This is a genomic window from Actinomadura sp. 9N215 (assembly GCF_044326345.1).
Lineage (GTDB): Bacteria > Actinomycetota > Actinomycetes > Streptosporangiales > Streptosporangiaceae > Spirillospora.
Genome location: NZ_JBIRBA010000001.1, coordinates 604,809 through 629,440 on the forward strand (window position 1 = coordinate 604,809; position 24,632 = coordinate 629,440).

A 24,632-nucleotide genomic window follows, 5' to 3' on the forward strand; every position below is an offset into this window, starting at 1 on the left:
CGACCATGGGCGAGGTTCGGACACTGCTCGACGGACGCGGGCTGGTGGAGTCGCCGCGCTGGCACGGGGACCGGCTGTACTTCTCCGACTGGTCCGCGGGCGAGGTCGTCGCGGTCGATCTCGACGGCCGGGACGAGGTGGTCGCGCGCGTGGCGTCGCTGCCGCTGTGCACCGCCTTCCTCCCGGACGGACGGCTGCTGATCGTCTCGTCCGCGGACGGGCGGATCCTGCGCCGCGAACGCGACGGGAACCTGGCCGTCCACGCGGAACTCGGCGAGCCCGGCTGGAACGACATCGCGCTCGACGGCCGCGGCAACGCCTACGTCAACCGGATCGGCTTCGACCCGATGACGGGGCAGGTGTCCAAGCCGGGCAGCGTCTCGCTGGCCGCCGCCGACGGGTCGGTCCGCGAGGTGGCCGGCGACATCGCCTTCCCCAACGGGATGGCGGTGACGCCCGACGACACCACGCTGATCGTCGCGGACTCGTACCGGCACTGCCTGCTGGCGTTCGACATCGACGCCGGCGGCGGCCTGTCGAACCGGCGCGTCTGGGCGGACCTCGGCGAGGGCACCCCGGACGGCATCTGCCTCGACGCGGAGGGCGCCGTCTGGTACGCCGACGTGCCCAACAAGTGGTGCAGGCGCGTCGCCGAGGGCGGCGCCGTCCTGGACACGGTCGGGCTGGACCGCGGCGGCTTCGCCTGCGCCCTCGGCGGCCCCGACGGCAGGTCCCTGTTCGTCGTGGCCGCCGAGTTCCTCGGCATGACCGAGCCGGAGCCGGTGGCGGCGGGCAGCGGTCAGGTCCTGGTCACGCGGGTGGACGTCCCCGGAGTGGGACGTCCATGACCCGCCCGGCGCGTCGTCACGTCTCGCGGATCGCCCGCAGCGACTGCTTCAGCGAGCCGACCGTGGCGAGGACGGCCGTGGGCTCGTACCCGCAGTGGGCCATGCAGTTGGCGCAGCGCGGGTCGCGGCCCCGGCCGTAGGAGTCCCAGTCGGTGTCCTCCACGAGTTCCTTGTAGGTCTGGGCGTAGCCGTCCGACATGAGGTAGCAGGGACGCTGCCAGCCGAAAAGCGAATAGGACGGAATTCCCCAGGCGGTGCACTGGAAGTCGGCCTTGCCTTCCAGGAAGTCCAGGAACAGCGGCGAGTGGTTGAGGCGCCAGCGCTTGCGGCGGCCGTCCGCGAACGCCTTGCGGAACAGTTCCCGCGTCTCCTGGACGCCGAGGAAATGCTCCTGGTCGGGCGCCTTCTCGTAGGCGTACGCCGGCGAGATCATCATGTCGTCGATCTTGAGGTCGTCGTTGAGGTAGTCGAGGACGTCGATGACGTTCTGCGGGGTGTCGGTGTTGAAGAACGTCGTGTTCGTGGTGACGCGGAATCCGCGCCGCTGGCATTCTTTGATCGCGGCGACGGCGTCGTCGAAGACGCCCTCCTTGCAGACGGATTCGTCGTGGCGTTCCTTCAGCCCGTCGATGTGCACCGCCCACGCGAAGTAGGGCGACGGCTTGAACTTGTCGAGCTTCTTGGGGATGAGCAGCGCGTTCGTGCACAGGTACACGAACTTCTTCATCTTGATGAGCTCGCCGACGATCTCGTCGATCTGCGGGTGCATGAGCGGCTCGCCGCCCGCGATGGACACCATCGGGGCGCCGCATTCCTTGATGGCGGCGATGGCCTGCTCGACCGGCATGCGCTTCTTCAGGATGTCGTGCGGATGCTGGATCTTCCCGCATCCGGCGCACGCCAGATTGCACGCGAAGAGGGGTTCGAGTTCGACGATGAGAGGGAACTTCTCCCTGCCGCGCATCTTGTTGCGGAGGATATAGCTTCCGATGCGGACGCTTTGACGGAGTGGAACGCTCATGGTGTTCGTACCTCCTTTGGCAAGGTGAACTCGGTGGTCTCCGCCGTCACCGCGTGTTCCCCGCCGGGGAACCGCCCAGGTAGCGGCCGAGCGCGCTGATCGGGAAGACCAGCCGGTAGAGGTGGTAGTTGATGTAGAAGTCGCCGGGGAATCCGGTGCCGGTGAACTGGTCCTCGTCCCAGGTGCCGTCGGGGCGCTGGTGGTCGACGAGCCAGCGGACGCCGGCGTCCACGGCCGGGGTGCGTTCGCCGGCGGCGAGCAGCGCCAGCAGCGCCCACGCCGTCTGCGACGCCGTCGACTCGCCGCGTCCGATCCACGCGGGGTCGTCGTAGGAGCGCAGGTCCTCGCCCCAGCCGCCGTCCTCGTTCTGGTGCTCTTCCAGCCATGCCACCGCGCGGCGGATCGGCGGCTTGCCCTTGCCGACGCCCGCGGCGACGAGCGCCGGGACGACGCTGCCCGTGCCGTACACGTGGTTGGCGCCCCAGCGTCCGAACCACGACCCGTCCGCCTCCTGCGCCTTCAGCAGCCACACGACGGCGCGCTTCGCGGCCGCCGACTCCGCGAGACCCTCGCCCGCGAACGCCTCGACGACGTGCGCGGTCACGTCCGCGGACGGCGGGTCGATCACCGCGCCGAAGTCGCAGAACGGCAGCTTGTTGCACAGGTCCTGGGTGTTGTCGGCGTCGAAGGCGCCGTAGCCGCCGTCCCGCGACGCCATCCCCTCCAGCCAGCGGACGGCCCGCCCGATCGGCGCCTCCGCCGCCGGGAAGTCGACCTTGCGGAGGGCGAGGATCACCTCGGCCGTGTCGTCGGTGTCGGGGTAGACGTCGTTGTCGAACTCGAACGCCCAGCCGCCCGGCGCGAGGCCAGGGCGCCGCACCGACCAGTCCCCCGGCCCGCGGACCTCCTCCCCGACGACCCACGCGGCGGCGCGCCGCAGCGCCGGGTCGGCGGCGGGCACGCCCGCGTCGCTCAGAGCGGTCATGGCGAGGACCGTGTCCCAGACCGGGGACTGGCACGCCTCCAGCCTGCGGCCCCTCTCGTCCCGGATCGTGAAGCGTTCCAAACCGTCCAGGCCGCGCCGGATGACCGGGTGGTCGAGGCCGTAGCCGAGCTCGTGCAGCGCCATCAGCGAGTACACCCACGGCGGCTGGATCCCGCCCCAGCAGCCGTCCGCCTCCTGCCGCGCGACGATCCAGTCGGCGGCGCGGCGCAGCGCCGCCGTCCGCAGCGGCCGCACCGGACGCTTCTCGTACACGTGCAGGACGCGGTCCAGCCCGTTGAAGAACCGTCCCCAGCCCTTCTCGTCCTTCGCCGGACGGACGCCGACGCGCAGCTCCGCCAGGTCGAACGGCAGCGACCGGACCGGACGCAGCGACCCCAGCACGGTCAGCGGCACGATCGTCTGCCGCGCCCAGCACGCCCAGTCGTACACGTTCAGCGGGACGCGCTTCGGCAGGTACATCAGCTCGGGCGGCATCACGGGCAGGTCGTCCCACGACCACTGCCCGAACAGCGCCAGCCAGATCCGGGTGAACACGCGGGTGCCCTCGATGCCGCCCGCGTCCCGCGCGTACTTCGCCGCCCGGCGCATGTGGTCGGCGTCCACGGGGTCGCCGGCGAGGCGCAGCGCGACGTACGCCTCCACCGTGGTGGACAGCTCGGGCGGGCCGCCGTGGAAGTTCGCCCACGTGCCGTCGTCGCGCTGCTGCGAGCGGATCCAGCGCGCGGCCTCCGCCGTGTCGTCCGCGGACCGGATGCCGAGGAACTGGCGGAGCAGCAGGTCCTCCGCGTCCATGGTCACGTTCGTCTCCAGCTCGCCCCGCCACCAGCCCTCCGGCGACTGCAACCCGAGGAGGTGGTCGCGGGCCGCCGCGACGGCGGCAGCGGCCGCACCGGTGAGTCCGGACACTTCGGTCGTCGTCATTCAGCGCGCTCCTTCTCTCTGCGCGGTTTCAGTAGTCCCGGGAGGTGACGAAGAGGGCGATGTCGCGGAACTCGGTGCGGACGTGGTCGTCCATGCCCGACTCGGCGAGCCGCTTCTCGGCCGCGGCGACGCGCCGGTCCGCCTCCGCCGCGGCCCACTCGCGGCCGCCGGCCGCCTCGACCAGCCGGGCCATCTCCCGCAGGACGTCCTCGGGCTGCGGCCCCGGCAGCGCGTACAGCTCGGCGAGCCGGTCCGACTCGGCGGTCCCGGCGGTCAGCGCGAACACGACGGGCAGCGACTTCTTGCGGGCCCGCAGGTCGGCCAGCACCGGCTTGCCGGTCGCGTCCGGGCTGCCCCAGATGCCGAGCAGGTCGTCGACGAGCTGGAACGCCAGGCCCATCTCGGACCCGAACCCGGTCAGCGCCGTGACCAGCCGGGTCGGGCCCTCACCGAGCATCGCGCCTATCGAGCAGGCGCAGGCGAGCAGCGCGCCGGTCTTGTCCGCCGCCATCGACAGGCACTCGTCGAGGGTGACGTCGTCGCGCTGCTCGAACCCGATGTCGAGCGCCTGGCCGGAGATGAGCCGCTGCGTCGCGGCGGTCAGGGCGCGCGCCGCCCAGTGCGCGCCGCGCGTCTGCTCCTCCAGCAGCAGCTCCTCCGACAGGGCCAGCAGCGCGTCGCCGCCGAGGATCGCGGCGGACGGGCCGAACACCGTCCACGCGGCGGGACGGTGCCTGCGCGTCCGGTCGCCGTCCATGATGTCGTCGTGCAGCAGCGAGAACGCGTGCACGAACTCGACCGCGACGGCGCCCGGCAGCGCCGTCCCGTAGGGGGCGCCGACGGCGCGGGCCGACAGCAGCGCCAGCGCGGGCCGCAGCGCCTTCCCCCCGGCCGCGGCGGGACGGCCCTGCTCGTCGGTCCAGCCGAGGTGGTAGGCGACGACGCGGCGGGTCCACGGGTCGAGCCGTTCGGCGGACGCGCGCATCGCCTGGTCCACCAGCGCGCGCCCGTCGGTGATCGAGGCCGGGACGGCGGTCATCGGGAGCTCACCCCCGTGGCCGTGTTCGGCGCCGTCCCGTTCAGGTGCCGCCTGACCAGCCGGGCGGCGTTCAGACCGCTGCGCACGGCTCCCTCCATCGTGTCGGGCCAGCCCGTGTCGGTCCACGCGCCGGCGAGGAACAGCCACGGCAACCGGGTCGCGGACGCGGGACGCAGCGCGCCGCTGCCGGGGCTCTGACGGAATGTGGCGTGCCGCTCCCGCGTCACGAAGAAGTCGGTGACGCGGGCGCGGCGGGCGGCCGGGAACAGCCGCTCCAGCTCGGCGAGGTAGACCTCGCGCAGCTCGGCGGTCGGCGTGTCGATCCAGCGGTCGGCCGCCGAGACCGACACCGCCAGATACTGGCCCGTCTCTTGTGGGGAGGCGACCCCCCGCTCCCCCCGGAACTGCCCGGAGCTCGTGCCGCTGATCGCCGTCCGGTCGAAGACCCACTGGACGGGCGAGCCGATCGCGGCGACGAACGGCTCGTCCAGCACCGGCCGGTCGTAGACGACGTGGACGTTGACGATCGGGCTGGAGCCGAGGCCCGCCCAGTCCGCCCGTCCGGGGCACGCGTCCGCCGGGACGAGCGAGGACGCGGCCCGGTGCGGCACCGCGACGACGACGGCGTCCGCGCTCACCGGCTCGCCGTTCACCAGCAGTTTCGGCCCGTCCTCGATCGCGGTGACCTTCGCGCCGAGCCGGACGCCGCCCCCGCCCGCCTCGATCTTCGCGGCGGCGATCGTGCCGTGCAGTTCCCCGAGCGGCACGGTCGGCACCCCGACGTCGGCGGCGTCGGACCGGCCGAGCAGCGCCGTCTGGCACACGAACGCGGCGGGGCCGAGCGCGGCGTCGTCCAGCCGGACGTTGAGCGCCGCGGTGACGAACAGGTCCCACAGCGCGTTCCGCGCCTGCGGCCGCTGCCCGTGGTCGGCGAGCCAGCCGCCGATGCTGTGCCGGTCGAGTTCCGGGTCGTCCGGGTCGAGCCGGTCGAGCGCCAACGACGCGCGGACGGCCCGCAGCCGGTCGCCCGGCGAGAGCAGCGCGTACCGGGCGAGCGCGGGCATCAGGTGCAGCGGCCCCGGCGCCTTGGCGCGGCGGAGCCGCCCGGCCCGGCCGCCGGGGGTGAGGACGCGGACGTCGAACCGGTCCTGGACGCGGACCTTGTCCGCCGCGTCCAGCCGCCGCAGCAGCCCCTGGTAGGCGGTGCAGCATTTCAGGAAGATGTGCTGCCCGTTGTCGACGACGCGGCCGTCGCGCTGGAAGGAGTGGGTGGCGCCGCCGAGCCGGGGGCGCGCCTCGTAGACGGTCGCGCGGAGCCCGGCGTCCTGCAGCGCCAGCGCGGCCGTGATCCCGGCGAGGCCGCCGCCGACGATCGCGACGTGCCCGCCCCCCTGTCCACCGGTCATCGATGGATCCCCGACATCGCCCTGGCGGACACCGCGGCCTTCTCCCAGGCCGGGAGGGACGTGCGGGTCTCCAGCGCGGCGAGCGGATCGGACCTGATCCGCTTCAGCAGCTGCCGGTAGATGCCCGCCATCGCCCCGGCGCAGGCGGCGCTGCGGCGGTCCAGCATCGGCAGCAGCTTCAGCCCGGTGTCGTACCATTCGGCCGCCCTGGACGCCTGGAACCGGACGAGCGAGACGAGGTGGTCCGGCGGGTCGGTGAACCGGCCGGACTCGTCCAGGTGCAGCGTGCACCCGAACCTGGCGAGGTCCTTGGCGGGCAGGTACACGCGTCCGCTGAGACCGTCCTCCCGGACGTCCCGCAGGATGTTCGTCAGCTGCAGCGCGACGCCGAGCGCGTCGGCGCGCGGCCCGGCCGTGTCCGGGTCGGACGTCCCGAACACGCCGAGCGACAGCCGCCCGACGGCGCCCGCGACGCACCGGCAGTACCAGAGCAGGTCGTCGAACGTGTCGTAGGTCTCGCCGCGGACGTCGGCCTCGCAGCCGTCGATGAGCTCGCCGAACGCGTCCAGCGGGATGGGGTGGCGGCGGGCCGCGTCCGTGAGCGCCACCAGCACGGGATCGGACGGGTCGCGGCCCGGGTCGGCGAGCAGCGCGCGCTCCTCCGCGAGCCTTTCGAGCCGGGTCGCGGCGGGTGCGTCGTGGTCGTCGCCGATGTCGTCGATACGGCGCGCGAAGGCGTAGACGGCGCTCAGGGCGCGCCGCTTCGGCGCCGGCAGCAGGCGGATCCCGTACGAGAAGTTGCGGGCCTGCGAGCGCACAACGTTCTCGCAGTGCCGGTACGCGCTGGCTTCGTCCATCTCCTCATCTCCTTCCCAGAGTCCGCGACCACTCGGCGAGGAGCCGCGGTTTTCTCGGTCGTGACGGGCCGCCCAGCACGTCGTATGCGTTCTTGTCGAGTGCCGCCAGGGCCGCGAGTCCGCCGGCGACGTAGCCGGAGACGGCGAGGCGGGCGAATCCGCGGAGCTTGGTCGTGAGGTCGGCTCCTTCGTCCAGCAGCTGTCGGGCGCGCCGCGCCTGGAGTGCCACGACGCCGCGCAGGCGGGTCGGCGTGACTGCGGCGGCGAGGTCGTCCTCCACGCATCCGAACCGGCGCAGGTCGTTCTGCGGGAGGTAGATCCGGCCGTTGCCGTAGTCCTCGCCGACGTCCTGGCAGTGCTCGACGATCTGCAGCGCCGTGCACACCTTGTCGGACAGGCCGAGCCGGTCGGGGGTGGCGGCGCCGAACACGTGCAGGACGATGTGCCCGACCGGGTCGGCGGACAGCGCGCAGTAGTCGACGAGGTCGTCGAACGTCGTGTACCGGGTGACCTCCTGGTCCTGCCGGTTGGCCTGGAGGAGGCGGCGGAACGGCTCGGCCGGTATTCCGCAGGCGGTGACGGTGCGGGCCAGGTGGCGCATCGCCGGGAGCTCCGGCGCCGTGCCCGCGTAGACGCGGTCGAGGTCGCGTTCGACGGTGTCGAGGAGTGCGGCCCGCTCGCCGGGTGGCGCCTCGTCGCCGATGTCGTCCACGAGCCGGGCATAGCCGTACACGTTCAGCAGGTGCGCGCGGTAACGCGCCGGCAGCAGCCGGCTGGCGACGGGAAAGTTCTCACCCGTCTGCAGTTCGTCGCGCGAACGGCGTTCCTCTGTCTCGTTCCACAAACGCTCACTGACGGACATGGCGTTCCTTCGAGGGCGGCGGTGGTGCGGGGCATTGAACATGCCCGATAACCGGGTGCACGCCCGGTAAACACGGGCAACGAGGGTCATGCGGCGTACGTCCCCTGGTAACCGTGCCGACCCTCCCGAATATCCGTCATTTACGAATATAGACCGGAAGTGGTCAGACGGGAATATGTGATCCACGAGACATGCGATCACCGTTTGTCATGGCTCATTCCCAGCTGGCGATCATGGAACGCCGCCGCGGCGGGCGGCAGGCCGGTGACCGGCGGAAACGGTCAGTAAGTGGCCAGGATGTCGGCGAGAATCCAGGGCGTCCGCTCCGGCGGGGCCGCCTCGGTCACCAGCGTGTTGAACACGTGCCAGTGCCGCTCGATCTCCGCCCGGCGGACCGGGTAGTCCGCGCTGTCGGCCCGCTCCAGGTAGACCATGTCCTGCAGGCCCTGCTGCGGGAACCGGACGAGGGTGAGCGGCCCGTCGCCCTCGACCCGTCCGCAGATCCCGCGCGGAGCGATCTGGACGGTCACGTTCGGCCGCTTGCACAGCTCGATGATGTGCAGGATCTGCGCGCGCATCGTGGCCGGGCCGTCGATCGGCCGCCACAGCGCCCGCTCGTCCAGGACGACCCACAGGTTCAGCGGGCGCGGACGGCGGCGCAGCACGCGCTGCCGCCGCATCCGGAACTCGACCCGCCGCTCGACCTCCGCCTCGGGATAGAGGCGGCGGATCAGCGCGCGGGCGTACTCCTCGGCCTGGAGCAGGCCTGGGACGAACTGGGGCTCGAACGTGCGGACCAGCTTGGCCGTCTGCTCGGCGGTGAGGTAGGCCCGCACCCACCCAGGGACGATGTCGCCGTCGGCGTGCCACCAGGGACGCGCCGTGGTCTGCTCGGCGAGTGCCAGCAGCGTGGTGCGCTCGTCGTCGTCCGCGCCGTAGAAGGTGAGGAGCGTGTCGACGTCGCCGGCCGCGCATCCGGTGCGGCCGAGCTCCATCCTTCCGATCTTGGAGCTGGACCCGCCGATCGCCTTCGCCGCGTCCCGCCGGGAGATCCCGGCCGACTCGCGCAGCGCGCGGAGCCCTCTGGCCAGCAGCATCCTGGGAACGTACGGGTCCCCGTGGACGCCGGTGGTCGGTCTGCTTCCGGTGATCGTGACGGAGGCCAAGGGGACTCCAATCAGGGGGACGCGTGCGCAACCGTTCCGACTATACCTTCACGGAATGCGCCGGGAACAAAACGGTGCGCAACGTTCCGTGGAAGGTCTCCGCATCGCGGCCCCCGGGAACGTCTATCTTTCGGTCGGAGGTCGCTCTGCGTCAGGGTTTGCGGCCCACCCCGCACAGTGTCGGGAGCAGCTCGACGTCGACGCCGACGTCCGGGCGCCACTCGTTGGCCGTCACGAGCCCGGGCTCCTCGACCTCCAGCCCCTCGAAGTAGCCGGAGAGGAACTCGCGGCTGCGGAGCCGGAACGGGATGGCGCCGGTGTCGTCGTAGGCGCGCTGCGCGGCGTTGAACGCCTCGTTGTCGTCGGTGCAGTCGTCGAGGATGAGGTAGCTGCCGGACGGCAGCCCGCCCAGCAGCCCGCGCGCGACGCGCCTCGCCTCGTCGGGGTCGACGATGTGGCCCATGACGTTGACGAGCAGCAGCGCGACGGGCCGCGTGAGGTCGAGGATCTCGGCCGCCCGGTCCAGGATCGTCTTGGGATCGTGCAGGTCGCAGTCGATGTAGGCGGTGCGGCCCTCGTCCGTGCCGGTCATCAGCGCGCGCGCGTGCGCGAGGACGAGCGGATCGTTGTCGACGTAGACGACCCTCGCCTCGGGGGCGGCGCGCTGGGCCATCTCGTGGGTGTTGTCGACCGTGGGCAGGCCCGTCCCGCAGTCCATGAACTGGCGGACGCCGCGCTCGTGGATCAGGAACCTGATCGCGCGGTCCATGAAGTAGCGGCCCGCGCGGGCGAGCGGCACGATGCCCGGATAGAGGGAGACGTACTGGTCACCGGCGATGCGGTCGATCTCGTAGTTGTCGGTGCCGCCGAGCCAGTAGTTCCAGATCCGGGCGGACTGCGGAACGTCCGTATTGATCTTCGTTTCGGCTCCCTGATCCGGGCCGGGGGTGCCATCGGTCATCGGCCTGACGCTCCTTTCAGCGGCACGGCACGAGATCGCTCGCGCGGGCGCTGACGCGTGCGTTACGGCAAACCTAGACCCGGCGCTCCCGGGGCTGCCAGAAACGTGAAATTCGGACCTGTCCCCTTTGGCATTGAGGACATTAACGAATACGCAGAGTGGGCATGCTTCCGAGGTTGGCGGGACGGCGGTGACCAGGAGTGATTCCGGCGAAGGCCGGGGACGTCCGGCGCCGTCCCCGCCGGACCTCCGGCCGAAATGGCCGCTTACGGCCGCGCCACGATCTCCTGCCCCGTCCGTACCAGGCTTCGCACCTCACCGTCCGGACATTTCTCCCGGGCCGCCTTCCCGGTCGCGCCTTTGCGCTCGCCGCGTTCGATCATTCACGCGGCCGCCCCCGCCCGCGCGGCACCCGTCGGCCAACCCCGTACAAAACATTCTAAAATGGATAATCAGGATTTCAGGCTTTTATACTCCGCAAAGCGAACATGATCATGAAGGGCCGCAATGGCCCGGGCGTGCACGGCCTTGCGGAGGCGCGTTCGGACGCTTGTGGAGGTGGGCGGTCACATCTGGGCGTAGGCCTGGGTCAGGCGGATGTGGTTGCCGGACGGGTCGCGGAACGAGGAGTCGATGCCGTACGGCTGCTCCTCCGGCTTTTCCACGAACTCGACGCCGCGTTCCGTCAGCTCCTTGTGGGCGGCGTGGCAGTCGTCGGTGCCGAGGAAGATCGTCCCGGCGAAGCCCTTGGCCATGAGCTCGCGGACCTGCGCGGACGTCGCCGCGTCCATGACCGGCTCGCCGGGCAGGGCCATCAGGACGATGGAGACGTCCGGCTGGCCGACCGGGCCGACGGTCAGCCAGCGGAACCCGCCCATCTCCGGCACGGTCACGTCGACCCGCACCTCCATGCCGAGCTTCTCGGTGTAGAAGGCGAGCGCCTCGTCCTGGTCGTGCACCCACAGCTGCGCGCTGGCAAAGGTGATCATCGGGTTCCTCCCGTGGAGTAGGTGGAACCTCACGCTAGATCCGCGGCGGCGGGCCCGTCTTCTCGAAACGTCCGGTGTTTCGGCCGGCCGTATATGCGCAGGACACAGCCGGGTACGCGCGCATGGACGGCCGCCGGCGGGAACGCGGCGCGGTAGGTCGTCGGCGGCATCCCGAACATCCGGGTGAAGCTGGTCGTGAACGAGCCGATGCTCTGCAACCCGACGCCGACGCAGATGTCGGCGACAGATCTGTCGGTCGTCCGCAGCATGGCGGCGGCGCGCTCCAGACGGCGGGTCAGCAGGTAGGCGTGCGGGGACTCGCCGAACGCCCGCCGGAACCGCTCGCTGAAATGCGCACGGGACAGCCCGGCCGCGTCCGCCAGGTCGGCCACGGTGAGCGGCTCGAAGTACCGCGCGTCGGCCAGGTCCTTGGCGCGCAGCAGGTGACGGGCGGGCGGCACGGACGCCATGCCGTCGATTATGCCCCCGGCCGGTGACAGTGGCCGGGGGGCGTGGGCGTGGGTGTGGGCGTGGGCGGCGGGCTATTCGCGGGTGTTGATCGTGTCGGCGGGGCGGGCGGCCATGGCCAGCCGGGCGGGGAGGGCCGTCGCGATCGCGGCGAGGAGCGCGCCCCAGGCGAGGACGCCCAGGTGCCCGAGCGGCGGGACGTGCGGCGGGCCGCCCGTCATCCCGCCGCTGAACGCGGTGAGCGTGGCCAGGGCGATCGCGGTGCCGAGGACGGCGGCGACCGCGACGACGGCGAGGGTCTCCCAGCCGAGCATCCGCATGACCTGGCGGCGGGTCGTCCCGACGAGGCGCAGCAGCGCGAACTCGCGGGCCCGGTCGGACGTCGACATCGCGAGCGTGTTCACCACGGCAATCGCCGTGAACGCGATGATCAAAGCCATGGCGACATGGTTGACCTCGGCGTTCGTGGTCGCGCGGGACTCGGCGAGGGCGGCGGCGTCCGTGGTCGGCAGGCCCGGGGGCGGCGTCCCGGCGATCAGGAGGGTGCCGCGCGGGTCGTCCACGTGGGCGGCGAGGAGGTCGTGGGAGACGGTGAGGTCGCCGAATCCGAGGCCGCGCCCGTACACGGCGATCACCGTGGGCCGGATGGGCGTGCCGTCGCCGAGGTTGAGGCGCAGCCTGTCGCCGGGCCGGACGCCGAGCCGGTCGGCGGCGGTGGCGCTCACGGCGATGGTGGACGGGTCGAGGTTCTTGAGCGAGCCGTCGCGGACGTCCAGGTCCATGGTGCGGTCGAGGCCGGCGGGTGTGACGCCCTGGATCGCGTAGTTCTCCAGGTCCACGCGGACGGTGCTCTGCAGGACCTCCGTCACGGCGGTCACGCCGGGCGCGCGGCGGAGCTCCTCGGCCGTGCTGTGCGGCACCTTGGGTCCGGCTACGTGCGCGGCGATCGTGCCGTCGGTCGCCTGGCGTGTCGCGGCATGGCCCATCGTGGTCTGGGAGAACAGGATCGTCGCGGTCAGGCCCGTCATCAGCGTGAGCGGCGTCAGGACGGACGCGACCCGCCGCGCCCCGGCGGCGAGATTCGCCGCCGCGAGGTGCCCGCCGACCGGGAAGAACCGCAGCGGGACGGACACGGCGGCGACGGCGGCGCGGGCGACGGCCGGGCCGAGCAGCGCCACGGCGACCGTCCAGACGATCGCGGTCAGCATCGTGACCGGGCTGGACGCCGCCTCCGTGTTCAGGCCCGACAGCACGATCGTCAGGACGACCGCTCCGGCGGCGACGGCGAGACCGGCCACGACCCGGACGACCCCCATCCGGGCCGGGCGGAGCGCCGCGTCGCCGAGCGCCTCGACGGGACGGATCCGGGCCGTCCGCCGGGCGGTGACGCGGGCCGCGGCGAACGCGGCGACGATCGCCGCGAGCGTGGCGGCGAGCGGCGGGAACGGGCTGACGACCAGGTCCAGGTTGGGCGGGAGCGCGTCGAGGGCGCGGAACCTGTCGCGCAGCCAGAACGCCACCGGCAGCCCGGCGGCCGCGCCGAGCGGCCCCGCGACGAGCCCGACCAGCAGCGCCTCCCGGCCGATCATCCGGCGGACCTGGCGGGGCGTGGCGGCGACGGCCCGCAGCAGCGCGATCTCCCGCTCCCGCTGCTGCACCGACAGCGCGAACGTGCCGGACACGACGAGGATCGCGACGAGCAGGGCCGTCCCGCCGAGCGCGCCGCCCATGCTGATCAGCTTGATCCGGGACTTCTCCGCGCCGAGGAACTCCGCCTTGCCGCGGTCCTTCCCGGTGTGGACGGTGGCGCCGGCGCCATTGGTGTGATTGGCGTTGCGCACGGCGTTCTTGATGGCCTTTTCCGGGCCGTGCGCTCCGATGGCGGTGATTTTGGCGCCGTTCCGTCCGGACAGGTGGGCGGCCTGGGCGGTGCTGAAGAAGACGGCGGTCTGGTGCTTGAGGGACTGCTTGGTGACGCCGACGACGCGGTATGTCCCGGGCGTCGTCGTCGCGACCTTCACCGTTGCGCCTGGACGGAGGCCCTTCGCGTGGGCCGTCGCGGCGTCGATGACGATTTCGTTGTTCGCGGTTGGGGCGCGTCCGTCCCGGATGGTGAACGGGGTGAGCGCGGCCGATTCCCACCCATGACCCCACGATTCGCGGTCGTCGTCGGCGGAGCCTATTTCGGCTGGGAATGACACTTCGGTGACCACGTTCCGCACACCGTCCGCCTGGCGGAGCTTGTCGGCGACGGACGCCGGCAGCCAAGCGCGCTCTGCGATCGCCTTCGCCTTGTGCTTCTTCTTCCCCTTCTTCTTGATGAAGGTCTTGTGGACGTACTGGTCACCGGTGACGACGACCGGAGAACCCGCGAACCGTTCGGGCGCGACAGAGCCGCGCAGTCCCGTGTCGAGCAGGACACCGCACGCGCAGACCAGCGCGGCAGCGCACAGAAGCGCGACGAAAGCCCCGGCGAATCCCGCCTTGCGGTGCCGCAGCGTGCTGAGTACGAGCCAGAACATCACTTCCACGCCCCCAACCGGGTCATGCGTGCCGCGACCGCGTCCCGGGACGGAGCGGACAGCCAGTCGACGATCTGCCCGTCCGCCAGGAACAGCACCGTGTCCGCGTACGAGGCGGCGACCGGGTCGTGGGTGACCATCACGACCGTCTGGCCCATGTCGTCCACCGTCTCCCGCAGGAGTGTGAGGACGTCACGGGCCGTCATCGTGTCGAGGGCGCCGGTCGGCTCGTCCCCGAACACCACCTCCGGACGCGTCACCAGCGCGCGGGCGATCGCGACCCGCTGCTGCTGCCCGCCGGACAGCTGGCCCGGACGATGCCCCGCCCGGTCGGCCAACCCCACGCGCGCCAGCACTTCGTCCAGCCACGCCCTGTCGGCGCGTGTCCCCGACAGGCGCAGCGGCAACGTGATGTTCTGCACGACCGTCAGCGACGACACCAGGTTGAACGCCTGGAACACGAACCCGACCCGCTTCCTGCGGAGCTCGGTCAGCTTCGTCTCGTTCATCGCGGACAGCTCCGTGTCGCCCAGGCGGACCGTGCCCGACGTCGGCGTGTCGAGACCGGCGGCGCAGTGCAGGAACGTGCTCTTGCCCGACCCGGACGGCCCCATGACCGCCGTGAACCGCCCGCGCGGGACGGACGCCGTCACCTCCCGCAGCGCCGCGACCGCTCCCCTGCCGCGCCCGTAGACCTTGCTGACGCCCTCCAGCCGCACAGCTTCGCCCATGCCCGCCGTCTCGCCTGGGCCCGCCGTCCCGCCCGCGCCTGTGTCGTTCACGCCTGTCTTGTTCATGCCCTTCAGTCTTCTGACCTGGGCGTTCACGGGCCAGAGATGAGATCACCAGGGACCCGTGATCTCGTCATGGGTCAGGCCGTGACCGCGTCGCTGGTACACATGAGGGGTGATCAAGGTGCTTCTGGCGGACGACCATCACGTCGTCCGCAGCGCCCTCGCCGGTCTGCTGAACCTCGAACCCGACCTGACCGTGGTGGCGGAGGTCGACCGCGGGGACGAGGTGCTGCCCGCGGCGCGCGCGGCCCGTCCGGACGTCGCCGTCCTCGACATCGACATGCCGGGACTGGACGGCCTCGCCGCGGCGGCCGTGCTCCACGACGCCCTGCCGGAGATCACGACGCTGGTCCTCACCGGCCACGGGAAGCCGGGTCATCTGCGCCGCGCCCTGACCGCGGGCGTCCGCGGCTTTCTGCTGAAGACGTCGCCGCCGGAGGAGCTGGCTGCCGGGATCCGGACGGTCGCCGCCGGTCAGCGCGTCCTCGACCCGAAGCTCGCCCTCACCGCCTGGGACATCGCCGACAACCCGCTCACCCCGCGCGAGACGGACGTGCTGCGCCTCGCCGCCGAGGGGGCCGAGGCGCCGGAGATCGCCGAGCGCCTCCACCTGTCCGCCGGGACGGTGCGCAACTACCTGACCGCCGTCGTCACCAAGCTCAACGCCAGGAACCGCACCGACGCCGCCCGCATCGCCCGCGAAGCGGGCTGGCTCTAGCCGCTCGTCGTCCCCACGCTTCGCGCTTCGAGGCCGCTTCTGGTCTCCAGGCCGATCCGTGCTTCGAGGCGGAAGCGGCCTGTGCCGTCGGCGCGGGCGCTGAGCGTCCCGCCGTACGAGGCGAGCCGCGTGGTGAGGTTTCCGATGCCCGCGCCGGGAGGCGTGCGCGGCGCGGCCGGGTCGAGCCCGTCGTTCTCGACCACCAGCCGCACGGCGTCGCCGTCCCGGTCCGTCAGGATGGTGCAGCGCGTGGCGGCGCTGTGCCGCAGGACGTTCGTGACGGCCTCGCGCAGGACGGTCCCGAGCACCACCGACGCCTCGCCGTCCACCGCGTGCTCCATCTCGGCCTCGACGTCGACGCCCGCCGCGGTGAGCACCGACCGCGCGGACGCCACCTCCCCGTCCAGCGAGAGGTCGGCGGCGCCGCCGGTCGCGGTGCGGAGATCGTTGCGGGCCTGCTCGGCCATCGCGACGACCTCGACCAGTTCCGCGCGGGCGCGTTCCGCGTCGGCCTCGGTTTCCGTGCGGGCGGCGAGCCGCCGCGCCAGCTCGCATTTGAGGAGGATCGCGGCGAGGCTGTGCCCGAGCAGGTCGTGCAGGTCCCTGGCCGCCCGCAGCCGTTCCTGGACGGTCGCCGCCCGCGCCAGCTCCTCCCCCGCGACCCGCAGGTCCCGCACCAGCCGCGCCAGCCGGACGAACCCGTACACGACCAGCCCGGTCACCAGCGTGGAGAAGGCGTAGTTGACGACCGCCGCCGTCCCGAGGCCGAGCGCCACCGCCGCGCCCCCGACCCCGGCCATGGTCGCCGCCACCAGCGGGACCGCCGCCCGCACCGGCAGCCCGACCAGGAACGTGCCCGCGAGGACGCCGGAGGCGCCCAGCCACGCCTCCCCGAAGACCGGGACGGGCACGGCGCTCAGCACGGCGAGGATCAGCGGCCACCCCTTGGGCCGCCCACCGCGCGTCCAAACGAGCTGCACCACGGCGATCAGCGCCAGGCCGACCGCCGCGGCCGCCCAGCGCGGCCCCCACGGGACCAGCAGCAGGCCCTTCACGCAGAACCCCGCCAGGACGGCCGCGAGGAGGGTCAGCGAGAGCCGGTACGCCGCCCGGTCGGGCATCGTCAGGGCGCGGTCCCCGGCGTCGGCGCGGTCCCCGGCGTCCACGACCGCCTCCACGGCGAACCGGCCGTCGTCGCCGAGCCCGGCGGAGAACGCGCCGCCCGCCGCGCGGACCCGCTCCGCCGCCTCCGCCAGGCCGTCCTCGCCGCGCGCCGCCGTCCGGACGCCGTCGTTGACCACGCGCAGCCTGACCGCGCCGTCGCGCTCGGACGTCTCGATCAGGCAGGTCCGGGCCGAGCCGGTCCGGACCACGTCCGTGACGGCCTCCCGCAGCACCAGGGCGAGCAGCGCCCCGGCCGGGCCGAGCGGTTCCCGGTGCCCGGTCCGCACGTCCGCGCGGACGTCCGCCGCCTCCAGCAGGGCCCGCGCGGCCGACGCCTCGGGCGCCAGCGACATGCTCCGGAAGTCCGCGGCGGCGGCGCGCGCGTCGTTCAGCGACCGCCGCGCGACGGCCAGCACGTCGCCGATCGCGTCGGGACGCCCGATCGCGTCGGGACGCTCGATCGCCCGCCGGGCGCCGTCCGAGATCGCCGCGAGCCCGTCGCCCAGGCCCCGGTTCAGCTCCGCCGCGATGCGCAGCCGCTCCCGCTCGACCGCCGCCATGGTGAGCGGCAGCCGCGCCGCCGCCGTGTCGTCCGCGCGGGCCGCCAGCCGGACGAGCCCGTACACCACCAGCCCGAGCAGCAGGCACGTGATCGTGACATCGGCGACGGCCGCCCCGCCGCCGCGGAGGACGCCGATGACCGCCGCGCTGCCCACCACCCCGGCCGCGATCGGCCACGCGCCCGCCGACAGCAGCGCACCGGCGACGAACCCGAGCATCCCGACCGACGTGCCGAAGGCGAGCACGGCCGTGTACGCGGCCAATGCCTGTCCGAGCACGAGGCGTCCGCCGCGCCACCGCTCGAACCGCGGGACGACCCACACCAGCTGCAGCGCGAGGACCAGCGCGACCAGCACGGCCACCGTCCCGACCCGCGCGACGCCGTCCGTCCGCGAGGGGGCCGCCAGCACGTAGACCCCGGCGAACGACGCCAGCACGACGCCGACGACGACCCGCGCGACTCGCGAGTCATGCACCGCCTCGGCCAATCCCCCTCAACTCCCCCGCCAGGAAACGCTCGTCCCAGCCAACCAGAGAAGCGGGGGTGCATCGACGGGGCCAAGGTGCGCGGATGCGGCCCTTCACGCTGAACGTCGTGGCCGACCCGCCGTGGCCGACCCGCCGTGGCCGACCCGCCGCTGCCGCGCCCGGGCCCCGGCCCCGCGCGAGCCGACGCCCGCACCAGGGGTCGATCCCGGGCGCGGACGCCGATCCGAGCGGACTCGATCCGGGCGCGGACGCCAGGGTCGGACGCCAGGGCCGGCAGATCGCTGCCGACCGCCGTCAGCGACGCGGCGGGGTCAGCGAGCCTGTTCGTACTCCTGCTCGCGCTCCTTGCGGTCGCGTTCCTCCTCGTCCAGCGCCTCCTCGTGCGTCCGGACGACCTCGCTGTCGTGGATCTCGCCGCGCCAGCCCTCGACGTCGTCGGGATGCGTGAGCGACTGCGTCATCACGTACCTGCCGAAGTGCTTCAGCTCCAGCCGGACGCGGCGGCCCTGGGCGCGCCACACGTTCGCGGTCCGCTCGAAGAGGCCCTGCGGGTGGTATTCGAGGACGAGCAGGACGCGCGTCAGGTTCGGCGCCAGCTTGTGGAAGCTGACCGTCCCGTCCACATGTCCCTTGGAGCCCTTGGACCGCCAGACGATGTGCTCGTCCGGGACCTGCTCGACGATGGTCGACTCCCACGTCCGGCTCGACCAGAAGATCTTCGCCTTCCAGTGCAGCTTCCCGTCCTCCGCCTGCTCGACGCTGACCACCTTCTTCATGAACGACGGGTAATCCTGGAAGCGCGTCCACTGGTCGTAGACGAGACGGCGCGGCGCACCGATGTCGACGTGCTCGACGATGTTGGTGACCTTCACCTTCGTGCCGCCGCCCTTGCCGCCGCCGCTCTTCCCGTTTTCCTTGGCGTCTTCGGCGTCGTTTTCCTTGGCGTCCTCGGCGTTGTTCTGGCCGATGCCGGGGAGGACGCCGGTGGCCGTGTCCTTGACGCGCCCGAACAGCCCCGGGCCCGACTCCCCGGACGACTTCTCCGCGGCCTCGTCCTCCCGGCCCTTCTTCTGCTTCTTCGGCTTCTTCTGCTCCTTGCCCGGCGCGTCGGCCGCGTCGGCGGACGGATCAGACGGGCCTTGCCCGTTCCGGTGTCCGCTGAGCGCACGGTTCGCGGCGACGGCCGCGCCCGCGCCCAGCAGGACGCCGCCCGCCGTGCCGACGGTCCGCTTGCCGCCGGGCAGGTTCTTCGTGATGCCGTTCAGGCCGGGTATCCGCTTGCTGCGGCCGCCCGGCAGCCGTTTGGTGATGGTTCCGACGGGCAACCGGCCCATCCGGTTTCCGCGTTTCATGATTCGCTACCTCACTCCGGGGTTGTGACGATCTCGCCGCCGCGGATCTCGCCGCGCCAGCCCTCGACCTCGTTGGGACGGGCCAGCGCCTGCGTCATCACATGGCGGCGGAAGTGCTTGAGTTCCAGGCGGGTGCGGCGCCCCTGGGCACGCCAGAGGTTGCCGGTCCGCTCGAAGAGCCCGACGGGGCGATACTCCAGGACGAGCAGGACGCGCGTCAGGTTCGGCGCCAGTTCGTGGAAGCTGACGGTCCCGTCCACATGCCCCTTCGGGCCCTTGGACCGCCAGACGATGTGCTCGTCCGGGACCTGCTCGACGATGGTCGACTCCCACGTCCGGCTCGACCAGAAGATCTTCGCCTTCCAGTGCAGCTTCCCGTCCTCGGTCTGGTCGACGCTGACGACCTTCTTCATGAAGGACGGGAAGTCCTCGAACCGCGTCCACTGGTCGTAGACGAGACGGCGCGGGGCGCCCACGTCGGTCTGTTCGGCGATGTTGGTCGGCTTCCCCCTTCGTCCACGCCCGAAGATGCGGGCGAGGGTCTCTTTCAGCGCCGTCCAGCCGAAGGTCAGCAGCGCGCGGAACGGGGACTTTCCCTCGTACAGCGCCTTGGCTCCGGCCAGGGCGGCCTTGACGAGCGGACCACCGTGCTCGGCCTCGGCCGTAAGGCGCCGGACGGCCCGCTCCAGCCGCCGCTCCAGCCGCTGCTCCAGCCGTCGCCTGAGCTTCTGGACGAGGCTCCGGCCGGACGCGCCGAGAATCCGGTGCCCGAGGCGCCGGGCCGACATCGCGGCCACGGCTCCGCCCGCCCCGGCGGCCAGCCCCATCCGGAAGTTCATGTCACCTCGCTCATCCTGTTCGGCCCAGTTCAGGCTCAGTTCAGGTACGGCGCCGGGGTTACCCGGTCAAGTAGGGGCAAAACAGACCGCAGGCCAGATCGTGCCCGGGGGCGCCGGACGCCCACCTGTCCAGACCGGCCCAGACCAGATCGGACAGGCACAGACTGGCCCATACCGGTCGAGCGTGAAAATCAGTCCAGCCCAGCGTGGAGACCGGACCACCCCGGACGACCCCGTCCCACTCGATAACAGTTAAAAAACGTGCTTAACGAACCCCTTGCTCCAGTCAGGACGAGCTGTTTATCTTCGCCCCGCAACACGCGTTGACGGTTCGACGAACAATCAGATCGCTCCCATTTTTCGCTGCCCGAAAGGGGGAGGCAGAGCGGGCCGGAAACAGCGAGGCTCAGCGCGAGCGAACGATTTCCGACCGTGATTTGAGCGACCGGCGCCCGGCGGCGCCCAATGATTCGGAACCTCATCGCAAGAACTGCATCACCCATGACCGGGTGAATCGCCTGCGCGCACGTGCTCGACCACGTTCGACCATGCAATATGGGAGAAAGCAGGGACAGATGAAACGGCACCTCATGGGCGTCGTCGCCGCGGGACTGACCGTGGCGCTCGGGGCCGGCGGATGCGGCAAGGGAAGCTCATCGAGCGACGACTCCGACGGTAGGAGCATCAAGTTCGTCGCGGCCGTTTACGACGAGAACGCCAAGCCCTACTGGGACGCCCTGATCAAGGAGTTCGAGTCCAGGAACTCCGGCTACGGGGTCAACCTCGAAATGGTCGACTGGACGCAGATGGACGCCAAGGTCAAGACCTACGTCCAGACGAAGCAGGTCCCCGACCTGCTCAACTACAACGCGTTCTCCGACTTCGCCCGCGACGGCCTCATCTACAAGGCGTCCGAGGTCCTGTCCCCGGCGACGCTGAGCGACTTCACGCCCACCTTCGTCGAGCAGGCCGAGTACAACGGCGAGCAGTACGGCATTCCGTTCATCTCCAGCGCCCGCCTCCTCTTCTACAACAAGCCGCTGTTCAAGAAGGCCGGCATCACCGGCCCGCCCGCGACCTGGGCTGAGGTCAGGACGGACGCCGAGAAGATCAGGAAGACGGGCGCGTTCGGATACGGGCTGCCGCTCGGTCCCGAGGAGCCGCAGGCCGAGTTCTACTCCTGGGCGATGAACAACGGCGGCGGCTGGGTCGACGCGTCCGGGAAATGGGCCATCAACCAGAAGGCCAACGTCGACACGCTCACCTTCCTCAAGGACCTCACCAAGTCCGGGCTGACGCAGCCGAACCCGGAAAGCACCGAGCGCAAGACGGTGTTCAACCAGTTCGCGCAGGGCAGGATCGGCATGTCGATCGGCGGTCCTTTCACGAAGGCCGGATTCATCGCACCCGTGAACAAGAACCTCGACTTCGGCGTCGCCCCGCTGCCGAGCAGGAGCGGGCGCGAGCACAACACGTTAGGTGTCATGGACGTCCTCGTCGCGTTCAAGAAGGCCGGCGGCAAGAACAAGGACGCCATCAAGAAGTTCCTGGACTACGTCTACCAGAAGGAGAACACCTCCAAATTCCTCATCAAGGAGGGCTTCCTTCCGGTGACGAAATCCGCCGGTGACGCGCTCAGCGCCGACCCGTATATGAAGCTGTTCGTGGACGCGCTGCCCACGTCGAAGTTCGCGCCGACGTCCAACCCGGCGTGGTCCGCGGTGGCGGGCGCGGTCAAGCAGGACCTCGGCGCGTCCGTGGCGGACGAGGATCCGAAGACGGTCCTGGACAAACTCCAGGAGACGGCCGAGAAGGCCGGCTGAATGCGGGACTTCAAGACGAGGCGGCGGGGGGCCGCCACCTCCCGGGCCCCCCGCCACTCCTCCGCTCCCCGCCATTCCGTCGCTCCCGGCCATTCCCTCCCGCGGCGGGCCGCGCGGGCGCTGACCCCGCTGCTGTGGCTCGGCCCGTCCCTCGTGCTCATCTTCGTCGTCGTGGTGTGGCCGGTCATCGAAATGGTGCGCACGTCCTTGCAGGACATCACGTCGTCCGGCGTGACGGTCGGGTACCGCGGCGCGGACAACTACCGCGACCTGTTCGACGAGGACGACCTGGTCCCCGTCGTGCTGCGGACGCTGCTGTGGGTCGGCGGGATCGTGGCCGTCACGATGGCGCTGTCGCTCGCGCTCGGCCAGCTGCTGAACGCCCGCTTCCCCGGACGCCGCGTCGTCCGCTGGGCGGTGGTGGTCCCGTGGGCGGCGTCGGTGCTGATGACGGCGCTGATCTGGAAGTGGATGCTGGACAACTACTCCGGGCTCGTCAACCGCGTCCTGCTCGACCTGCACCTGATCGACGAGCCGGTGAACTGGCTCGCGCACCCGTCCCAGGCGATGGTGTGGATGATGTGGGTCGCGGTGTTCGTCTCGCTGCCGTTCACGTCGTTCGTGATCCTCGCCGGGCTGCAGACGATCCCGTCCGACGTGTACGAGGCGGCCCGGGTGGACGGCGCGGGCCCGTTCCGCACCTATGTCGGCATCACCCTCCCGCTCCTGCGCCCCGCCATTCTCATCGCCTCGATCATCAACGTCATCAACGTGTTCAACAGCTTCCCGATCATCTGGGCGATGACGGGCGGCGGGCCCGGCCACGACACCGACACCACCACCACGTTCATGTACAAGCTGGCCTTCTTCGACCAGAACGTCGGCGAGTCCGGCGCGATGGCGGTCGTCAATTTCGTCCTGATCCTCGTCATGGTGCTGCTGTACCTGCGCGCCGCCCGCTGGCGGAAGGAGATCCGATGACGCGCCGGATCGTTCTCGCCGGGATCGGCTGGCTGGTCGCGCTCGCGTTCCTGCTGCCGTACCTGCAGATGTTCATCGCCGCGCTCAAACCCGACCGCGAACTGACCGCGTCGCCGGGCGCCTATCTGCCGTCGGATTGGACGTGGTCGAATTTCGTCGACGTCTGGTCGGCCGCCCCGGTCTGGACGTACCTGCGGGTCTCCCTGACCGTCGCGGCCGCCGCCACCGTGGTGACGCTGGCCTGCGCGATGCCCGCCGCGTACTACACCGCCCGGAACCGTTTCCGCGGCCGCGGCGCTTTCCTGCTGCTGGTCCTGGTGACGCAGATGTTCGCGCCGACCGCACTGGTCATCGGCATCTACCGCGAAATGGTGGCCCTGGACCTGACCGACACGCTGCTGTCGCTGATCCTGGTGAACGCGGCCTTCAACCTCCCCTTCTGCGTCTGGATCCTGCACGGCTACTTCTCCAGCATCCCGAGGGAACTCGAAGAGGCCGCCTTCCTGGACGGCGCGGGCCGCCTCGGCGCACTCACCCGCGTCACCCTGCCCATTTCCATGCCGGGCGTCGTGACCGCGATCGTCTACACTTTCATCGCCGCATGGAACGAGTACATCGTTGCGTTGACGGTCACAGCGTCCCCCGACCGGCGCCCGCTCACGGTCGCCGTCCCGTCCTTCGTCACCCAGTATCAGGCGGACTGGCAGTTCCTTTTCGCCACGTCCCTGATCGCGATCGTCCCGGTGGTCATTCTGTTCATCTTCATCGAGCGCTACCTCATCGGCGGCCTGACCGCGGGTTCGGTCAAATGAGCCTCATCGGCCTGGACGTCGGCGGCACCACCATGAAGGCCGCCATCACCGAGGACTCCGAAACAATGGTCACGGAGTCACGCCCCACGAACCGCACCGACCCGGTCGGCGGAATCCTCGATTTCGCCGCCCACCTGGCCACCCGCGCGGACGCCCTCGACTCCCCTGCCCGCGCCGCGGGAATCGTCGTGCCCGGCATCGTGGACGAGTCGACGGGCACCGCCGTCCATTCCGCCAACATCGGCTGGCGGGACGCCCCCATTCTCCACCTCGCACAGGAACGCCTGGGAATTCCCGTGGCGCTGGGCCACGACGTCCGCACGGGCGGTTTGGCGGAGGCCGTCCTAGGCGCGGGACGCGACGCCGACGACTTCGTCTTCATGGCGATCGGCACGGGAATAGCGGCCGCGCTCATCATCAACAACGCCCCGTACCCGGGGGTCGCGGGCTGGAGCGGGGAGATAGGCCACGTGGTCGTCCGTCCGGACGGCGAGGACTGCGCCTGCGGCAACAAGGGCTGCCTGGAAACCTACGCCTCGGCCGCCTCGATCTCCCGCCGCTACGGCGGGAACGTCCCGGCGGAAGAGGTCATAGCCCGCGCCGAAAAGAACGACGAGAAGGCAGAACAGGTCTGGTCCGACGCCCTGGACACTCTCGCAGACGGTCTAGCAGCCACGACACTTCTGGTAGACCCGGGCCTAATCGTCATAGGCGGCGGCCTGGCCCAGGCCGGAAAGACTCTCCTGGACCCTCTGGCAACCCGCCTGACCGACCGCTTGAAGTTCCGCCCGTCCCCACCCCTCCTGCTCTCCAAACTGGACGACCAGGCAGCCGTGAAAGGCGCCACAATCCTCGCCCACCGCCTGGTCACGTAGTCAATTACGCGAGAACTCCATCCGAAGAGTGGTGTCGCCTGGCGCGCCGCCTCGTCCACGCTCACGCCGCCCACCGTGACGGCACCGTCCACTACCTCGAACACGGCGAGCCGCTCTGAACAGGTGGCGGACGGCCCGAGGGCGATAGCCAAGACGGC

General features: G+C 71.3%; 21 protein-coding genes. 6 read left to right on the top strand and 15 right to left on the bottom strand.

Going from position 1 to position 24,632, the window contains the following annotated elements; genetic code table 11:
• The first annotated feature begins 5 nt into the window (after nt 1-5).
• Nucleotides 6-848, top strand: a complete 843-nt coding sequence (locus tag ACH34T_RS02475; RefSeq protein ID WP_395990256.1) for an SMP-30/gluconolactonase/LRE family protein — start codon at nt 6-8, stop codon at nt 846-848.
• A 16-nt stretch (nt 849-864) separates the two neighbouring features.
• Here the strand turns inward: ACH34T_RS02475 and hpnH are convergent, their stop codons facing one another.
• From hpnH to ACH34T_RS02535, 12 genes are all read right to left on the bottom strand, one after another.
• Entirely contained in the window at nt 865-1,869 is a 1,005-nt protein-coding gene (hpnH, locus tag ACH34T_RS02480) for an adenosyl-hopene transferase HpnH (protein ID WP_395990257.1), read from the bottom strand.
• Between the two features lie 46 nt (nt 1,870-1,915).
• On the bottom strand, nt 1,916-3,796 hold the full coding sequence (shc, locus tag ACH34T_RS02485; RefSeq protein WP_395990258.1) for a squalene--hopene cyclase: 1,881 nt from the start codon (nt 3,794-3,796) through the stop codon (nt 1,916-1,918).
• A 28-nt stretch (nt 3,797-3,824) separates the two neighbouring features.
• Nucleotides 3,825-4,835 carry a polyprenyl synthetase family protein gene (locus ACH34T_RS02490; protein WP_395990259.1) on the bottom strand — a complete coding sequence of 337 codons (1,011 nt, stop codon included), beginning with the start codon at nt 4,833-4,835 and terminating at the stop codon, nt 3,825-3,827.
• A complete protein-coding gene (gene hpnE / locus ACH34T_RS02495; protein ID WP_395990260.1) occupies nt 4,832-6,241 on the bottom strand; it encodes a hydroxysqualene dehydroxylase HpnE in 1,410 nt (469 codons plus the stop codon). Before hpnE ends, ACH34T_RS02490 begins: the two co-directional genes overlap by 4 nt.
• A complete protein-coding gene (hpnD, locus tag ACH34T_RS02500; RefSeq protein WP_395990261.1) occupies nt 6,238-7,098 on the bottom strand; it encodes a presqualene diphosphate synthase HpnD in 861 nt (286 codons plus the stop codon). Before hpnD ends, hpnE begins: the two co-directional genes overlap by 4 nt.
• Nucleotides 7,099-7,102: 4 nt before the next feature.
• Entirely contained in the window at nt 7,103-7,960 is an 858-nt protein-coding gene (hpnC, locus tag ACH34T_RS02505; RefSeq protein WP_395990262.1) for a squalene synthase HpnC, read from the bottom strand.
• A 281-nt stretch (nt 7,961-8,241) separates the two neighbouring features.
• On the bottom strand, nt 8,242-9,057 hold the full coding sequence (locus tag ACH34T_RS02510; protein WP_395990263.1) for a helix-turn-helix domain-containing protein: 816 nt from the start codon (nt 9,055-9,057) through the stop codon (nt 8,242-8,244).
• Between the two features lie 220 nt (nt 9,058-9,277).
• On the bottom strand, nt 9,278-10,087 hold the full coding sequence (locus ACH34T_RS02515) for an SAM-dependent methyltransferase (protein WP_395990264.1): 810 nt from the start codon (nt 10,085-10,087) through the stop codon (nt 9,278-9,280).
• 566 nt (nt 10,088-10,653) lie between these two features.
• Complete coding sequence (locus ACH34T_RS02520) at nt 10,654-11,076, bottom strand: VOC family protein (protein WP_395990265.1); 423 nt, start codon at nt 11,074-11,076, stop codon at nt 10,654-10,656.
• A gap of 29 nt (nt 11,077-11,105) precedes the next feature.
• Nucleotides 11,106-11,546, bottom strand: a complete 441-nt coding sequence (locus ACH34T_RS02525; RefSeq protein ID WP_395990266.1) for a helix-turn-helix transcriptional regulator — start codon at nt 11,544-11,546, stop codon at nt 11,106-11,108.
• Nucleotides 11,547-11,618: 72 nt separating this feature from the next.
• Entirely contained in the window at nt 11,619-14,066 is a 2,448-nt protein-coding gene (locus tag ACH34T_RS02530) for an ABC transporter permease (RefSeq protein ID WP_395990267.1), read from the bottom strand.
• On the bottom strand, nt 14,066-14,797 hold the full coding sequence (locus tag ACH34T_RS02535) for an ABC transporter ATP-binding protein (RefSeq protein WP_395990354.1): 732 nt from the start codon (nt 14,795-14,797) through the stop codon (nt 14,066-14,068). The genes ACH34T_RS02530 and ACH34T_RS02535 overlap by 1 nt, the downstream gene beginning before the upstream one ends.
• Before the next feature lie 175 nt (nt 14,798-14,972).
• Here ACH34T_RS02535 and ACH34T_RS02540 point away from each other — a divergent pair, with 175 nt between their 5' ends.
• Nucleotides 14,973-15,578 (top strand): DNA-binding response regulator, encoded by a 606-nt coding sequence (locus tag ACH34T_RS02540; RefSeq protein ID WP_395990268.1) that lies wholly within the window; start codon nt 14,973-14,975, stop codon nt 15,576-15,578.
• Here ACH34T_RS02540 and ACH34T_RS02545 read toward each other — a convergent pair.
• The 3 genes from ACH34T_RS02545 to ACH34T_RS02555 all read right to left on the bottom strand — a co-directional run bounded on the left by ACH34T_RS02545 (nt 15,575) and on the right by ACH34T_RS02555 (nt 19,983).
• A complete protein-coding gene (locus tag ACH34T_RS02545) occupies nt 15,575-17,779 on the bottom strand; it encodes a histidine kinase (RefSeq protein WP_395990269.1) in 2,205 nt (734 codons plus the stop codon). The genes ACH34T_RS02540 and ACH34T_RS02545 overlap by 4 nt on opposite strands.
• 324 nt (nt 17,780-18,103) lie before the next feature.
• Nucleotides 18,104-19,144, bottom strand: a complete 1,041-nt coding sequence (locus ACH34T_RS02550; protein ID WP_395990270.1) for an SRPBCC family protein — start codon at nt 19,142-19,144, stop codon at nt 18,104-18,106.
• An 11-nt stretch (nt 19,145-19,155) separates the two neighbouring features.
• Entirely contained in the window at nt 19,156-19,983 is an 828-nt protein-coding gene (locus ACH34T_RS02555; RefSeq protein ID WP_395990271.1) for an SRPBCC family protein, read from the bottom strand.
• A gap of 575 nt (nt 19,984-20,558) precedes the next feature.
• Between ACH34T_RS02555 and ACH34T_RS02560 the strand changes: the two genes are divergently transcribed.
• From ACH34T_RS02560 to ACH34T_RS02575, 4 genes are read left to right on the top strand one after another with little or no spacing between them, the layout of a single operon-like run.
• On the top strand, nt 20,559-21,806 hold the full coding sequence (locus tag ACH34T_RS02560) for an extracellular solute-binding protein (RefSeq protein WP_395990272.1): 1,248 nt from the start codon (nt 20,559-20,561) through the stop codon (nt 21,804-21,806).
• Complete coding sequence (locus ACH34T_RS02565) at nt 21,807-22,787, top strand: carbohydrate ABC transporter permease (protein WP_395990273.1); 981 nt, start codon at nt 21,807-21,809, stop codon at nt 22,785-22,787.
• Nucleotides 22,784-23,599 (top strand): carbohydrate ABC transporter permease, encoded by an 816-nt coding sequence (locus tag ACH34T_RS02570; RefSeq protein WP_395990274.1) that lies wholly within the window; start codon nt 22,784-22,786, stop codon nt 23,597-23,599. Before ACH34T_RS02565 ends, ACH34T_RS02570 begins: the two co-directional genes overlap by 4 nt.
• Complete coding sequence (locus ACH34T_RS02575) at nt 23,596-24,474, top strand: ROK family protein (RefSeq protein WP_395990275.1); 879 nt, start codon at nt 23,596-23,598, stop codon at nt 24,472-24,474. The genes ACH34T_RS02570 and ACH34T_RS02575 overlap by 4 nt, the downstream gene beginning before the upstream one ends.
• Nucleotides 24,475-24,632: the final 158 nt, after the last annotated feature.